At 37.8% G+C, this 14,914-nt stretch carries 13 protein-coding genes; 5 read left to right on the top strand and 8 right to left on the bottom strand.

Annotated features, from left to right (window positions below; translation table 11 throughout):
- Positions 1-17: 17 nt before the first annotated feature.
- Complete coding sequence (locus tag CBW18_RS11475) at positions 18-653, top strand: DUF2306 domain-containing protein (RefSeq protein ID WP_088301475.1); 636 nt, start codon at positions 18-20, stop codon at positions 651-653.
- A gap of 188 nt (positions 654-841) precedes the next feature.
- On the opposite strand, the gene CBW18_RS11470 is transcribed toward CBW18_RS11475, so the two are convergent.
- From CBW18_RS11470 to CBW18_RS11460, 3 genes are all read right to left on the bottom strand, one after another.
- Entirely contained in the window at positions 842-3,544 is a 2,703-nt protein-coding gene (locus tag CBW18_RS11470; protein ID WP_172406504.1) for an outer membrane beta-barrel protein, read from the bottom strand.
- 259 nt (positions 3,545-3,803) lie between these two features.
- Complete coding sequence (locus tag CBW18_RS11465; protein WP_088301473.1) at positions 3,804-4,784, bottom strand: FecR family protein; 981 nt, start codon at positions 4,782-4,784, stop codon at positions 3,804-3,806.
- Between the two features lie 95 nt (positions 4,785-4,879).
- Entirely contained in the window at positions 4,880-5,467 is a 588-nt protein-coding gene (locus CBW18_RS11460; protein ID WP_088301472.1) for an RNA polymerase sigma factor, read from the bottom strand.
- Between the two features lie 299 nt (positions 5,468-5,766).
- On the opposite strand from CBW18_RS11460, the gene CBW18_RS11455 reads away from it, so the two are divergent.
- Positions 5,767-6,459, top strand: a complete 693-nt coding sequence (locus CBW18_RS11455) for a DUF92 domain-containing protein (RefSeq protein WP_216359228.1) — start codon at positions 5,767-5,769, stop codon at positions 6,457-6,459.
- Positions 6,460-6,639: 180 nt separating this feature from the next.
- On the top strand, positions 6,640-7,740 hold the full coding sequence (locus CBW18_RS11450; RefSeq protein WP_088301470.1) for a serine hydrolase: 1,101 nt from the start codon (positions 6,640-6,642) through the stop codon (positions 7,738-7,740).
- 472 nt (positions 7,741-8,212) lie between these two features.
- On the opposite strand, the gene CBW18_RS11445 is transcribed toward CBW18_RS11450, so the two are convergent.
- From CBW18_RS11445 to CBW18_RS11435, 3 genes are all read right to left on the bottom strand, one after another.
- A complete protein-coding gene (locus CBW18_RS11445) occupies positions 8,213-9,337 on the bottom strand; it encodes a CofH family radical SAM protein (RefSeq protein ID WP_088301469.1) in 1,125 nt (374 codons plus the stop codon).
- Positions 9,338-9,400: 63 nt separating this feature from the next.
- Positions 9,401-10,078 (bottom strand): hypothetical protein, encoded by a 678-nt coding sequence (locus CBW18_RS11440; RefSeq protein ID WP_088301468.1) that lies wholly within the window; start codon positions 10,076-10,078, stop codon positions 9,401-9,403.
- Position 10,079: 1 nt separating this feature from the next.
- Positions 10,080-10,709, bottom strand: a complete 630-nt coding sequence (locus CBW18_RS11435; RefSeq protein WP_088301467.1) for a hypothetical protein — start codon at positions 10,707-10,709, stop codon at positions 10,080-10,082.
- A 165-nt stretch (positions 10,710-10,874) separates the two neighbouring features.
- On the opposite strand from CBW18_RS11435, the gene CBW18_RS11430 reads away from it, so the two are divergent.
- Together CBW18_RS11430 and CBW18_RS11425 are read left to right on the top strand one after the other, a co-directional pair.
- Entirely contained in the window at positions 10,875-12,119 is a 1,245-nt protein-coding gene (locus CBW18_RS11430; protein WP_088301466.1) for a pitrilysin family protein, read from the top strand.
- Positions 12,112-13,383, top strand: coding sequence for a pitrilysin family protein (locus CBW18_RS11425; RefSeq protein WP_088301465.1), 1,272 nt, complete (start codon positions 12,112-12,114; stop codon positions 13,381-13,383). Before CBW18_RS11430 ends, CBW18_RS11425 begins: the two co-directional genes overlap by 8 nt.
- 59 nt (positions 13,384-13,442) lie before the next feature.
- Here the strand turns inward: CBW18_RS11425 and CBW18_RS11420 are convergent, their stop codons facing one another.
- Both CBW18_RS11420 and CBW18_RS11415 read right to left on the bottom strand, forming a co-directional pair.
- Positions 13,443-13,724, bottom strand: a complete 282-nt coding sequence (locus CBW18_RS11420) for a pyrimidine/purine nucleoside phosphorylase (RefSeq protein ID WP_088301464.1) — start codon at positions 13,722-13,724, stop codon at positions 13,443-13,445.
- Positions 13,725-13,840: 116 nt separating this feature from the next.
- Positions 13,841-14,914, bottom strand: coding sequence for an HmuY family protein (locus CBW18_RS11415; protein ID WP_088301463.1), 1,074 nt, complete (start codon positions 14,912-14,914; stop codon positions 13,841-13,843).

The following is a 14,914-nucleotide window of genomic DNA, read 5'->3' as shown; positions in this document are numbered from 1 at the left end:
TTCAATGATGAATTAAAATGAAAAAAAAGTTTTTCCAGTTGCTGTTCGCTGTATTCGCTGTTCTGATCGGATTATATCCGCTTAAATATTTATTAAATCATGGGAAAACAGGAATATTAAGTGGCAAGCCAGATTGGTTGCTGCATAGTGAGGTCTGGCAATTTTCTTTTTATAGCCATATTGTTTTTGGTGGAGTAGCTTTATTAATTGGATGGATTCAGTTTAATGCAAAGCTCAGGCACAATAAACCTCGTATTCATCAGTTTATTGGCAAAATTTATGTGGTATCCGCTTTAATGAGTTCTTTTTCGGGCTTTTATATTGCGTTGTTTGCAGACCAGGGACTTTGGGCTTCGCTTGGTTTTTGCTGCCTAGCCATCATTTGGTTTTGTGTTACTTTGATCGCTTACCTGACTATCAGGAAAAAACAAATTTTAAAACATCAACATATGATGATCTATAGCTATGCCGCCTGTTTTGCTGCTGTAACACTGAGAATATGGTTGCCTGTTCTCAGTGTGATTATCGGCCATTATGGTACCGCTTATCTTATGGTAGCCTGGTTATCGTGGATTCCTAATTTGTTGGTTGCACACTTCATCATCATAAAAGGTGAAGCCCTACATGAAGGAGAGGCAAGCAGGTGCCGGTAAGCTGAATTTTAAAGGAGTAATAGGTTACATTTATTAAAAGGGAGACAGAAGTGAAGTGACAGCATCATTCGAACACTATTCATCCTGGAAATATTTATGGTGATTTATTTTCCTTTGTGAAACATAGAAATTCATCGGCATCTGTTTTGAAATGCCGATGAGAAAAGGTTTTGACTTTTCAACTATTGCTATTGGCCCTTTATCCGTGCTTTCTCAATATCGGCACTGCCGACGGCTCTCTTTTTATTTGTAGTGGTACCGCCAAAGTTATAGTTAAAGCCAATGGAAAAGGTTCGCTGATAAAATCTATTTTTAAAGGTTGAATTGGCGTTAGGTATAAAATTGGTCATTCCATCTGCTGTATAAGTATTTAATATATCTCTGGCACTGAGTTTTATAGCTCCTTTATTGGCCCATATTTTTTTCTGCAAACCGGCATTCAGTTGTCCGGTAGCGTAGTTTATGAATTGTCCTCCAGCTCTTCTGGTAATTCCCCAGCCGCTTATCTCTGCGCTCCATCCGCGGCCAAGTGTAAATTGATTGGTCATATTCATTTCTCCAAATGTAGAAGACTGATCAAGTGCATTTCCAAACAAATCACCCTGAAACCTATTGTTAAATACCTGAAGGTAGGTAGAAAAAAACCACCATTTGGCTGGTGAAAGGTTTGCGTTCACTGAAGCACCAAAATAGGTTGCTTTTCCAATATTGCCTGTTCCATCTATAAAAATATCTTCCTGCTGACGGATTACCTCATTCTGGAGGTCGTTCACGTAGAAATAATAGAGTGAGGCACTGAATGCACTTTTGTAATGGTAAGACAATTTATAGTTATTGGAAAATTGCGGCCTGAGATAGGGATTTCCGGAAGAATAGGTAAAAGGGTCTGAAATCGTAATAAAGGGATTGAGATCCTGATAATATGGACGACCAATTCTTTTACTATATGAAAGAATTAGCAGGCTATTTCCAGCGCTATCCAGCTTATAGGACATATATGCCGTAGGAAACAGGTTGGTGTAATGATTCCTGAAAGCTGAATCGGGCACTACCGCGTTGCCCAGCTGATGCCCGCTCGCATTGGTGTTTTCCAGGCGAAGGCCAGCCTGAAAAGCAAATCTATTCAGGCTTTTGTTTAAATTGAGATATATGGCATTGATGTTTTCCCGATAAAGAAACTGGTTGGACAATGTGTTGTCCACTGTTATAATACCTTTATTAACATTGAAATAATTGGCAGCATTATCGGTATTGACATAACTGGTTTTAAATCCGGCTTCTATCTTTGCCTTACCTGTAAGCGGGTGTGAATAATCCGTTTTAAGGGAATAAATATGGATGTCGGTTGGCAGATGGCTGATCATATTTCCGGATCCGGTTAAATTTCCTGTTGAAGAAAAAGATTGATTAAAAAAGGATTGATTTGTTTTAGAATCGTATTTCAGATAATCGATGTCAACACTGATTGATCTTCCAATACTATCAAACTGATGCATATAATTCAGGTTTATGCCATGATTTCTAAAATTTCCCGTACTATAGTTGTCTGCAATAACGGTATTTGTTAATGCTGCCTGACCATCAAAAAGACTGTTCACAGAAGGGTTTCCGGTTTGGTTTGCCGTATTAAGGCCGGTAAGAACGATTCCCCAGGTGGTCCTGGCTGAACTAAAATAGTCCATCCCCAATTTAATATTAAAGGCATTGGCTACCGGCTTTATATACTGAACCTGTGAGAATATGGATTTTAATGAACCATCAGTTTCAAAGTAATGTCTATCCAGATCGAGTTTTCTAAACCCCTGATTCAGGCTATAGGACAGGTTGCTGAATAGGTTTACTTTTCCTGTTCTGTAGTTGAGATTTGCACTCTCACTGGTTTGCGCTTTATGTGCCTGTGCAAAACTGGCCGCAATTGAGCCGTTGAGGCCTATAGCTTTTGATTTCTTTGTTTTGATGTTGATCACTCCGGAATTACCGCCGGCATCGTATCTGGCCGGAGGATTATCCATGAGCTCAATCTGGTAAAGCGTGGAAGAAGGAAGTGATTTGAGGTATCCGGCAAGGTTGTTTCCGGAAAGATAAGTCTGTTTACCATCAATTAAAACCATTACACCAGATTTTCCTTTGAAAGTGATGTTGCCATTGGCATCTACCACTACGCCAGGTGATTTTTCCAATACCTCCAAAGCGTTGGCACCTTCATTTGAAATCAGGGCACCAACATTAATAACTGTGCGGTCAATTTTTTGTTCGATATATGCTTTTTTGCCTACAATAACCACCTCAGCAAGATGATTGGCATGGGTACTCAATACGATATCTTCCAGTGAGACCCTTATTTGATCAGAAAGCGTGAGGCTTATCGTCAGGCTATCCATACCAAGGGCAGAAACTGCAATGATATATTTGCCTTTTTCCGGAACCCGGAGCATGAAATAGCCGATACTATCGGACTTGGCTTCCTGCACAATATTTGTGGCATCTGCCAAGCGGATACGCACTGTAGCATGGTCAATGGGTACCCTATCCATTCCGATAACACGCCCCTTTATCTGATAATGGCTTTGATTTTTTTTCTCAATAAGGATACTGCCTTCAATTTGTCGAAAGGTGAGTTCCGTTTCCTTCAGCAATGCTGTAAGTACCTGTTCAATAGTTCTGGTCTGTAAACTCAGGTTCAAACCGGTCATGGATTTGATATCTGCATTCCTGTAGAAAAATCTAAATGTAGTTTTAGATTCTATTTTTTTGATCGCCTGATGCAGGCTTTCATGCTGAAGTCCGATCGTAATTTTTTCAGTGACTATAGACTGGGCATTTCCACTCGTAGCATGAAGCATCTGGAGAAAGCAAAGTAAAATAGAAAATGAAGGCAAGCTTACGCGCATGAATGGAATAGATAAGAGGTGTGTAATATAGAGCTTCTTGCTAAAATTTATACATAGCTGTTTCAGCCACTGCATTGATGCAGAAAAATTCATACTTTTAAACGTTTAATTGATTGTCAGATTGATTATACAGCCCGGATGATCCAGGCACCCTGCAGACCGGTTGCACCCGGTTTGCAGCTTTTTCGCTATCCCCATCCGCCTTGCAGACGGGTAGCCATTCACTTTTGATTAGCTCATGTTTATTGCCAATGTTTTTTTATTTGCAGCCATTTCCAGTAATGATGAACTGACCGTTTGAGTTTTTGCTGTAGCCCGCCTGATTAATGGCACATATCATGGTTAAAATTTCATCTAGACTTTTATCTCCTAAAGCCGTTCCGGAGAAACGGCATCCTTTTATGTTCTCATTGGCAAAAGCAATCCTGACATTAAACCGTTGTTCTAAACGTTTTGCAGCCTCTTCGAAGGTTGTATCATCGAAATATAAATCGTCCCGCCAGCTAATCGTCTTTTGGGCATCTACCGTTAATTTTTCATTATCAGCTTTTGAGATGTGATAAATTAACTGCTGATTAGGAGTAACATAAGCCAGAAGATGATTCTGGTCAGCAACTCCCACCTTTCCGCGGGTAACGGTTACGATGATCCGGTTGGCAGCTTTCAGGGCTTTAATGTTAAATGCAGTTCCAAGTACGGTGGTTGTAATATTTCCTGTCCGCACAATGAAGGGCTTATTCTGTTGATGCTGAATATCAAAATAGGCTTCTCCGGTCAGGCGTACTTCCCGCGTTTTTCCATCAAATGATTTCGGATACTGCAGTTCTGATGATGCATTGATCCACACGGTACTGCCATCTGGCAATAGTATTCTTTTAGTCTGGTGTTCGGAAACGATTAAGGTGGAGAAATTTCTGGCTTCAATCTTATCATTTATGGAAGTCCAGTTGATGGCTACATAAAAAATGATGGCGATTAAAGCGGCGGCGGCGGTAAGTTTTCTCCACTGTATGATTCTCACTGACGGCGAAGGGACTACGGTTTTTGACCTTATACTTTTCTGGATATCATTTCTTAGCTCCGTGATCCATAATTCACGACCAGTATTATCCAGGTGGTTCCATTGGGTATCCTCGGGCTTCATTTTGGCGAGCCAAATTTCTACCTGTTCATTTTCCGTAACGCTGGTTTCACCACGTTGATAGCGGTTTAGCAATTCATCAAAATTTGGATGATCCATAATAGCTCGATTTCTCAGTTGTCGTATAACTGCGGAGATGGTACTATAAAAAAAATAAATAAATTTTAAATGGCAAGCCTAAAGGTTTTCATTGCCTAATGAAACCATAGGTATACCATGGCACCCGCAAGTAGATTGTTGTTAATGGATGTCCGCAAGTGCTTAAGTGCCGAACTTAATTGGTTTTTTACAGTCTGCTCTGATAGGTTAAGTATTTTGGCAATTTCAGAAATGCTTCGGTGCTCAGTTCTGCTTAGCAAAAAGATTTGCCTGGTGCGGCGGGGTAGTGCTTCTAAAGACTTATCAATGGATTTTTGCAGTTCCTCCGCCTCCAGCTGATCCTGTGCGGTGTATTGTTGTGTTGTTTTATTAACCTGCTCTTTGGCTGCATGTTTTTCCCTGATCAGGTTCTCTCTGATTTTATCAATTACCTTATACCTGACAGCTGAATATAAATAGGTCTTTAGGTTTGTGTTAATTTCAATGGAATGCCTATCCTCCCAAAGTTTGACAAACAAATCATGTAGCAGATCCCTGGCCACCTCCAGATGATACAATCTGGAGCCTGCAAATGCTGCAAGCGTGACCGCATATCGATCATAAATTTCGGTAAACGCGTGGTGATCATCTTGTTTTAACAAAATAAACAGTTCATTGTCGCTTAGGAGTTTTATATCAATCATTTTATCCGTGACGAATATACTAATACCAATGATATAGTTTTGGACTGAAGTTTTAGATTGAATTTACTGCATCTGATTCACATGACGAAATTTTACAAACAACATGAAGCCAGAGATGCCATCTCTTATTGTTTCCTGTTCATAGATAAAAATTAAAAATTTAGCTTGCTGCAACATTGTCATTGGTTTTAAGCAACAGGCCGGTTTTTATCAGCTTGTTAAGACTTAAATACGCCCATGGTTTTTTGCATGAATACAAATTCGGATATATTTGCACTATGTTTAATAGCGGCATCTTGATGCCTATCATCATTGTATTCGGTATGGCCTACAGTATTCTGGCCAGAAAGCTGACTGTTTCAGCCGCTTTTACCGGCGCCTTACTGGCCATTATTATTTTTAGTGCTGCCGGTTATACCGGACTAGCCATGATGACCACATTTTTTATCTTGGGTTCTGCCGCCACATCCTGGCAAAAGCATCAGAAAATGGTTTTTGACAGCGGTGAGGGAACCGAAAAAGGCCGCAGTATGCTACAGGTGCTGGCCAATGCTGGTACGGCTGGGCTTGCAGGTCTGGTGGTTATTTTGTGTCCCCGGTTAGCCCATCTGTTATTGCCTGCGGTGGCTGCGGCTTTTGCCTCCGCAACAGCAGATACGCTCTCCTCTGAGCTGGGGATGGTTTACGGAAGAAAATTTTTTAATATTATTTCTTTTAAGCCTGACACTTGCGGTAAGGATGGTGTGATCAGTCTGGAAGGTACCCTGATCGGTATTTTGGGAAGTTGCATAATAGCCGGCATTTATGCGCTTGGATGGGGCTGGGGCATCAGCGTTTTGTTTATCGTGCTTTCAGGAACAATAGGTAACATGACCGATTCTGTATTAGGGGCTTTGCTGGAGCGGAAAGGGTTGATCGGAAATAATGCGGTTAATTTTTTGAATACGTTGTTTGCAGCAGGCGTCATGTGGGCACTCGAATGGATTTTTTGATTATTATCTATGTTTTGGTATAATGTTGCCTATCTGTACTGCATAACCAAAAGACGGATTGAAGTGTTAAGTTGAACTTTTGTGCTTCTATCAAAAATTTTTATATTTACTAAACTGAGGGGTCCAAATCCCGTCTTTTGGCAATAACTGCCCCGTTAAGGCAATTCTAAAGAAGATACTATGAGAAGAACATTTTTACTGATTACAATTGGGCTGTTGGTATTTAATTTCACATTTGGTCAATCAGTGAAATATAAGCAACTTGACAGCTTATTTAATGCTCTTTTTAAGCAGAAAATGTTCAATGGAAATGTGCTGATTGCAGACCAAGGGAAAATCATATTTGAAAAAAGTTATGGCTTTGCCAATGAGAAAACCGAGCAAAAAAATAATAACCAAACCATATTTGAGTTGGCATCTGTTTCCAAACAATTTACTGCTATGGGAATTGTTTTGTTGGAAAAACAAGGAAAACTGAACTATGACGACAAAATTTCTAAATATATTCCCGAACTGGCATTCTACGGAAACATCAGCATAAGAAATTTACTTAACCACACTGGCGGGCTTCCTGACTATATAGAGATTTTTGAAGAAAAGTGGGATAGAACAAAATTTGCTACCAATCAGGATATTGTAAATGTTTTTGCGAAATACAGGCCAAAAGTTATTTTTCAGCCTGGCGAAAAATACCAGTACAGCGATACAGGTTATACTTTATTAGCATTGATAATAGAAAAAGTATCAGATAAGACATTTGGACAATTTTTAAGTGAAAACATCTTTCAACCATTAAAAATGAGAAATACGTTTATCTATAGACGTAGATTTGAACCAAAAGAAATAGAGAATTATGCTCTTGGTTATGTTACAGATAGCTTAGGATATAAAGTGCTTCCTGATAGTTTTGGAAAAGAATTTTACACTTATTATCTAGATGGAATCGTGGGTGACGGAACCGTAAACGCTACAACAGAGGATTTATTTAAATGGGACAGAGCACTTTATACCGATAAATTGATAGATTCAAAAGATAAAGAACTCATATTTAATTCTGTAAAAACCAAAGATGGCAAAGAAACTCATTATGGATTTGGGTGGTTCGTAGGGAATTCAACAAAAAATGGCAAAATCGTATATCATACCGGAGGTTGGCCAGGGTATTCTACTTATATTGAAAGGCATTTGGACAATGACAAAACGATAATAATCCTGCAAAATCATTCTGAAGCCAAAATAAATTCATCTTTGCAAAAAGTAAGAACGATATTATATAATTAATCTTAAAAAAAGATGTATCTTTTTTAAGGGGAGGCTATGATTGTTGTTAGATCTAAATTTTAGCTTTTAAACTTTTCAAATACCCAGTGTTTTTTTGTGCTTGAAAAGTTTTAAAATTCAACACAATATCCATAGTTTATTATATTCATCAAATAATATGCTCTTTATATGGCTTATCATTTTGCCTATTATGCTTTTTTTAATTCTGGCTTATCTCTGAGTAGTTCTAATGCTTTTATACCCGATATTTACTCACATCTTAAAGGGGAATTTAATATATTCAATATCAAGACATCTACATTGCGGTCGAGGTGACGAGGTGTGCTTTGCCAAGGTTTATTTTTCCTTTACAAGTTAGCTTAAACCTCGTGTCTCACCATCTCCTATAACATGCCCTTTCCCTTCCGGGGGATATATGCCAATTTCGCATCGGTAAAGGTGCCGATAGGTGGGTAGGGACTTTTACCAATTTTTAATAAGTAATTACCTGTTCTTCTAAATGTTCAGGTAAATCACGATAATTATATTTTTGTCCACGTAATTGTGGTTCAAACCCAGCAGCTTTAATAGATTGCTGAATGCCATTTGCTGTAAAACGATGTGGTGCACCTGCAGCAGAAACCACATTTTCCTCTATCATGATTGATCCAAAATCATTTGCGCCGGCATGTAAGCACAATTGGGCAGTTGTTTTACCAACTGTTAACCAGCTTGCCTGAATATTTTTAATGTTCGGCAGCATGATTCTGCTTAAAGCGATCATCCTGATATATTCATCAGCAGTTACATTATTACTAATACCACGTAATCTTTTTAACAAAGTGCCATCATCCTGAAAAGGCCATGGAATAAAGGCCAGAAAACCATTGGCATCAGCAGGCTTTTCACTTTGAACCTGACGAATCCAAACCAGGTGTTCAAATCGTTCTTCAATGGTTTCTACATGGCCAAACATCATGGTTGCAGAAGTGGTAATATCCAGCTGGTGACAGGCCCGCATCACATCCAGCCATTCCTGTCCACCACATTTTCCTTTAGAGATTAATCTCCGAACACGGTCGTTCAGAATTTCTGCACCCGCACCAGGAAGCGAATCCATCCCGGCTTCTTTTAATGCGCTTAAAACTTCGGTATGGCTAATGCCTTCTAATTTCGCTACGTGGGCAATTTCCGGCGGGCCTAAAGCGTGAAGTTTTAAATCGGGATATAATTCTTTTAACTTTCTAAATAAATCAGCATAAAAATTCAACCCTAAATCCGGGTGATGGCCACCCTGAAGTAATAACTGATCGCCACCTAAACGAAAAGTTTCTTCAATTTTTACTTTATAAGTTTCGATGTCAGTGATGTAACTTTCATCATGACCAGGTCTTCTGAAAAAGTTGCAGAATTTACAGTTCGCAATACAAACGTTGGTGGTGTTAACATTTCTATCTATCTGCCAGGTTACTTTACCACTCGGAACCTGAATTTTTCTCAGTTCATTGGCTACAAACATCAATGATGCAGTATCGGCATGGTGGTATAGGTATACGCCTTCCTCTTGCGTTAAAAAATCAAAATGTAGCGCCCGTTGCAGTAAATCGGCTGTATTCATGAAGCAAAAATACTCGAAATAAGTATCACTATAATCACAGTTTTATAAAAAAACAATGTAGCCTTAATTATTTTTAGCTGTATCTGCTTTACGTTTAAACAGGTTTCGCAAATTGTTTCCTTGGTTTTTTAATTCTTCTAAACGTTTTTTTGTGCTGTCGTTAACTTTTGTTAAACTTTCATTGGCCTTAATTACATTGTTTTTAACTGTATTTTGCCCGGTAGTAACCGCATCAGAAACTTGTTTAACCGTTTGCTCACCAGTTTTTATAGCGCCTGAAACTTGTTTTATTTTTTTATTGGCATTTACTTTACCACTGTCTATAAACTTTTTAGCTGCAGCAGCCATTGGCGTTTGTTCTAAATTACTCAATGGTTTAGAGGTTGTTACAGTTGGTAGTAAGGCTATAGTGGTTGTATCATTAACAGGTTTACCTAAAGCAGTATTTGTTTTACCAAGTAATTGCTCATCTTCCGGTTTTACTATGCCACCATTTGCGGTATAATAGGTTTTACTTTTTAAATAAGTTATTTTGGCGGTTTCTAACTGTACTTTTGCGGTTGCTATTCTTGCGGCATCGTTACTTGCAACAGCTGCATCATAATTTAACTGGGCATCGGTAAGTGCGAGGGCCGCAGCTTCATAAGATTTAGTAAAGTCAATTTTTTCTTCGTTCTTTGTTGCGGTATTACATGCTGTTAGACTGAAGGTTAACAGACAAATTAAAAATATATTTTTCATATTATTTTGAGGTAGTAAATTGGCTAACTATTTTCTTTAAAGAACTGGTTTCCTGGTCTTCTGTTATGTTCCCACCCAGTCTTTCAATCTCTAAATTGTTAATACTCTTCGCGAATTCTAAATATTTTAAGTATCTGCTAAGGATTTCTATTTTCGTTCCATTGTTGGTTTGTTCAGTATTGCTTAGGTTTTTAACGAAGGTTTCCATGTTATCTATACAAACAATATAAGCTTGAAAAGCATTTGGTGTAAAGTAATCATTAACCAAATTATTGGTTTCGAGTTGTGGGTATAATTTCGGCAATGTAACAGGTGTTTTCTTCAAGGTTTCAGTCAAGTTGACTCCGGAATTTGAAGTGTTTAAATACATTCCCTTGGTTTTCATCTGGCAATTTTCAATGGCTAAATTGGTGGTGTTAAGAAGCTTAATTAAGTTATTCTTTTGGTTGATGTTATCCAGAAAAGTATTTACAGCTAATGCAATAAATAATCCTGTAAAAGTAGAAATGAGGGAGATAATAAAACTAAACGTGTCATTATTGTTTTTACGCCAAGGGCTATTTCTTTTAAAATTGAGTAAAAAAAGACTTATAGCAACTAAAATGAGCGATATTATCACATATGTCAGCATATTTTTTTTGGTTTAATTTTTCAATAAATTTAAAGAATTAAATGTAATAAAGAAATTACAAATGGTATTTTCATCATTTAACAAATCATAAAAATTAATCATCCATTGGCTGTTTAAGTGATTAAACAATTCAGCAATTCAACAATTCGTCTATCTTTGTTGGCTATGGTAGATTTTAATCGTTTTACACTGGCTAACGGATTAAAGGTTTTGGTTCACGAAGATCCAACCACTCCAATGGCAGTTTTAAATATTTTGTATGATGTGGGTGCCCGTGATGAGGATCCTGATAAAACTGGTTTTGCTCACTTATTTGAACATTTAATGTTCGGTGGATCGGTTAACATTCCCAGTTATGACGAGCCTTTACAAAGGGTAGGTGGTGAAAATAATGCTTTTACCAGTAATGATATCACCAACTATTACATTACACTCCCTGCAGAAAATATAGAAACGGCATTCTGGCTGGAAAGCGACCGTATGTTAAGCTTAGCTTTTTCTGAGAAAAGCCTGGAAACACAAAGGAACGTGGTTTGTGAAGAATTTAAACAGCGTTATCTTAATCAACCATATGGCGATGTTTGGTTAAAATTACGCCCTTTAGCATATAAAAAACATGCTTACCGGTGGGCCACCATTGGAAAAGAACTTTCGCACATCGAAAATGCAACCATGGATGATGTGAAGGCTTTCTTTAAAAAACATTATACACCCCAGAATGCTATTTTAGTGGTTGGTGGAAATATAAAAACGGAAGATGTTAAAAAACTGGCGGAAAAATGGTTTGAACCTATTCCGGCTGGAGAAAAATATGTCAGAAACCTGGTACAGGAAGATGTTCAAACTGAGGCCAGAACGGAAACTGTAAAAGCCAATGTGCCCTTAAATGCTATTTATATGGCTTTTAAGATGCCAGGAAGGCTTAATTCCAACTACTACGCATTTGATTTGCTCTCAGATATTTTATCGCGCGGACAATCTTCACGTTTATACAACAGCCTTTTAAAGGAGCAAAAATTATTTAGTGATATCAATGCTTATATTTCCAGCAGTCTGGATGCCGGATTATTTATTGTAGAGGGCAAACTGGTAGAGGGGGTGGCGATGGAAACTGCCGAGAAAGCCATCTGGAAAGAATTGGATCAGCTTAAAGCCGAACTCGTATCTGCAAATGAATTAACGAAGGTCAAGAATAAGGTAGAGTCGGTATTGGTGTTTTCTGAAATGAGCTTACTGGATAAAGCCATGAACCTGGCCTATTATGAGCTATTGGGCGATGCTACCCTATTGAATCAGGAGGCAGGAGAATTTTTAAAAGTAACAGACGAAGATATTAAAAGAATCGCAAACGAGACTTTTGGCAGGGAACAATCATCAACTTTATATTATTTAACTGAAAAAGATGCTTAACAGACAATTAGCGCCTGATTTTAAGCAGGTATCAACCATCAATTTTATACAGCCCATTCATCACAAATTGGATAATGGTATTCCGGTTTATACCATTTATTCTGGTGAGCAGGATTTGGTACGTATAGAATTTATTTTCAATAACGTAAACTGGAATATTGAAAAACCGCTGCAGGCCATTGCCGTTAGTGCCATGTTAAATAATGGAACCAGTAAACTTTCATCAAAAGAAATTGCAGAACAAATTGATTTTTACGGTGCATTTTTTCAAACGGAATATGTACAGGATCAATCAACGGTGACACTTTATACCTTAAACAAGCACCTGGCAGCTGTATTGCCCATTTTAAAAGATGTAATTACTGACAGCCAGTTTCCGCAGGCTGAAATGGATATTTATATTCAGAATCAGAAGCAAAAACTGCAGGTAAACCTGCAAAAGAATGATATTGTCGCCAGAAAGGAATTTGCACAGGCACTTTTTGCAGATACGGCTTATGGTGTAAACATTGAAGAGCGGCATTATGACGAACTGAAAAGGGAAGATTTAATTGCTTATTTCAAGGCTGCCTACGCACCGGATAACTGTATGATTGTAGTGTCGGGTAAATTTGAAAACGAAAGCTTTAATCTACTAAATAAACAATTTGGTCATCATTGGGAAAATGGCAAGGCTGTGAAAAATAATTTTAAATTCAACATTCAGCCCCGTAAAGTTATTTATAAAGAGCGTCCTGATGCTTTACAATCTGCCATTAGAATAGGAAAGCTGGCCGTCAATCGTACGCACGAAGATTTTCCGGGCTTACAGATTTTAAATACCATTTTAGGCGGATATTTCGGTTCACGCCTGATGAACAATATCCGTGAAGATAAAGGATATACTTATGGTATCGGTTCTGGAATATCATCCCTGCAGGATGCAGGTTACCTGTTTATCGCAACTGAAGTAGGCGCTGAAGTTTGTGCTGATGCCCTTGTTGAAATTTATAAAGAGATTGAATTGCTTAAAAACGAGCTGGTTAGGGAAGAGGAGCTTATGCTTGTTAAAAATTATATGCTCGGGTCAATGCTGGGTAGTCTTGAAAATGTTTTTTCTCACGCAGATAAGTTCAAAAACATTCATTTATTTGGTTTGGGTTATGATTATTATGAAAACTATATTAAAAAAGTAAAGTCAATAACGGCCGAAGAAATCCGTTCTTTAGCCAATCAGTATTTTAATCTGGAAGATTTTACAGAAGTGGTAGTAGGGAAGAAGTAATTAATTTAGAAAGCTATATCTAAACCTATAAGGTGTTTAAGACCTTATAGGTTTTTTTATTATCTGTACTGGCAAAGATAAGCTGTAGGGACCTCTGTTTTAACTTTGAACCTGGAATTGGCCGGAACTTCGAAACTATTTCCAGCTTCAAAATGCTGCCAGTCGGTTTGGTCGGGCAGCAATGCTGATAGTTTTCCTTCCACTATATGCATAATTTCTTTGTCCGCCGTCCCAAATTCATATTCACTGGGATTTATAATTCCTAGAGTAGATTTCCCTTCTGCGGTTTCGTAACCAAGAGATTTAACGTTTCCGTTAAAATAAGTATTTTCTATTATCATCGTTTGATCTTTTTGTAAAGCTATAAAATTTGAGATAATGGTAAAGCCTGTAAAAAGATAAAGCTCCCCATCGCGGGGAGCATCTATCCAACTAACAAAACATATTTTTTAGGTTACTATCCTTTTTTAACTAATTTGTATTCAATTACTGGTTTACCGCGTTCGCCGCCATCGCTACCAACACCCATGCTTACAAATCTTAATTTGTAAATGTTACCTGCACTGTCTTTTATTAAATAAAAGTATTTTTTAATGATTCCCGTACCTGTTGTTATTCTCCAGTTGCTCCCAATAACATCTCTTGAAGTTAAAAATGTCAGTCCAGCCAGGTTAGCTTCAGTAAAATTTGTATATGTTATTGAGGCTGTTTCTTCAAATTGAAGTGCGCTTACGCCACCTAAATTATTGGTCGTGATAAAGTCCTGGTAAAAATATGGATTGGATTCCGGGTCACTGGCTAAAGATCTATAGGTACTGAAGCTCCAATGAAAATCCCACTCTGCTTTTTTAGGCTCTGCGTTGACTACAACTCCATCATTATTATTTCCGAGAGAGACAAACGACAAATTAAAATCGGCATTTTTTGAAATACTTACAGTTTTAAAAGTAGTTTCCTGAACTTTTGCATATTGTAACGTATAGCCAGTTGTGCCATTTCTTAATACCCTCACTTTGTAAAGATTTGGTTCTGTATAAGTTCCGTTTAAACCTAAAATATATACTTTATTTTCGGCATCAGTTGCAGATACTGCAGCTATAGCAGTGCGATTTAAGCTCCCGTTATAACTATCAACTAAACTAACCGCATTTACCAATGGGGGAGATGCTTGTAAACTCATATTATAAACCATTGAGGCTTTAGCATCATTCAATGTTACGGCATTAATATCAGTTTTATTAACAACCTGGGCTAGCGCCTGAAAGGATTGATTAAGTACGACTTTAAAATCAGCGCCGTTATAAAATCCTAAAGCCCAGCTTTTTCTATTAACCGACGTTGATTTATCTGTACTTAAATCTGCATACACAATGTTAGCATAATTAGACTCAGCGGTTTTACCACTTAAAGTTAGCGTACTTCCACCTGATGGTGGTACAACAATTATAGGTTCATCGTTATCTTTTTTACAAGCAGTAAAAGTGATCGCCAAAACGGCGATTGCAATCATAGAGTGAAGTTTATTCATCAT

The organism is Pedobacter sp. AJM (assembly GCF_002197755.1).
In the GTDB taxonomy this organism is placed as follows: Bacteria; Bacteroidota; Bacteroidia; order Sphingobacteriales; family Sphingobacteriaceae; genus Pedobacter.
The sequence above is the reverse complement of the archived record's forward strand: the minus strand, read 5'-3'. Positions and strand labels throughout refer to the sequence as shown.

Coding starts and splice junctions, on each gene's coding strand:
- CBW18_RS11475 (WP_088301475.1), top strand. CDS start 18: ATGAAAAAAAAGTTTTTCCAGTTGCTGTTCGCTGTATTCGCTGTTCTG.
- CBW18_RS11470 (WP_172406504.1), bottom strand. CDS start 3,544: ATGCGCGTAAGCTTGCCTTCATTTTCTATTTTACTTTGCTTTCTCCAG.
- CBW18_RS11465 (WP_088301473.1), bottom strand. CDS start 4,784: ATGGATCATCCAAATTTTGATGAATTGCTAAACCGCTATCAACGTGGT.
- CBW18_RS11460 (WP_088301472.1), bottom strand. CDS start 5,467: ATGATTGATATAAAACTCCTAAGCGACAATGAACTGTTTATTTTGTTA.
- CBW18_RS11455 (WP_216359228.1), top strand. CDS start 5,767: ATGCCTATCATCATTGTATTCGGTATGGCCTACAGTATTCTGGCCAGA.
- CBW18_RS11450 (WP_088301470.1), top strand. CDS start 6,640: ATGAGAAGAACATTTTTACTGATTACAATTGGGCTGTTGGTATTTAAT.
- CBW18_RS11445 (WP_088301469.1), bottom strand. CDS start 9,337: ATGAATACAGCCGATTTACTGCAACGGGCGCTACATTTTGATTTTTTA.
- CBW18_RS11440 (WP_088301468.1), bottom strand. CDS start 10,078: ATGAAAAATATATTTTTAATTTGTCTGTTAACCTTCAGTCTAACAGCA.
- CBW18_RS11435 (WP_088301467.1), bottom strand. CDS start 10,709: ATGCTGACATATGTGATAATATCGCTCATTTTAGTTGCTATAAGTCTT.
- CBW18_RS11430 (WP_088301466.1), top strand. CDS start 10,875: ATGGTAGATTTTAATCGTTTTACACTGGCTAACGGATTAAAGGTTTTG.
- CBW18_RS11425 (WP_088301465.1), top strand. CDS start 12,112: ATGCTTAACAGACAATTAGCGCCTGATTTTAAGCAGGTATCAACCATC.
- CBW18_RS11420 (WP_088301464.1), bottom strand. CDS start 13,724: ATGATAATAGAAAATACTTATTTTAACGGAAACGTTAAATCTCTTGGT.
- CBW18_RS11415 (WP_088301463.1), bottom strand. CDS start 14,914: ATGATGAATAAACTTCACTCTATGATTGCAATCGCCGTTTTGGCGATC.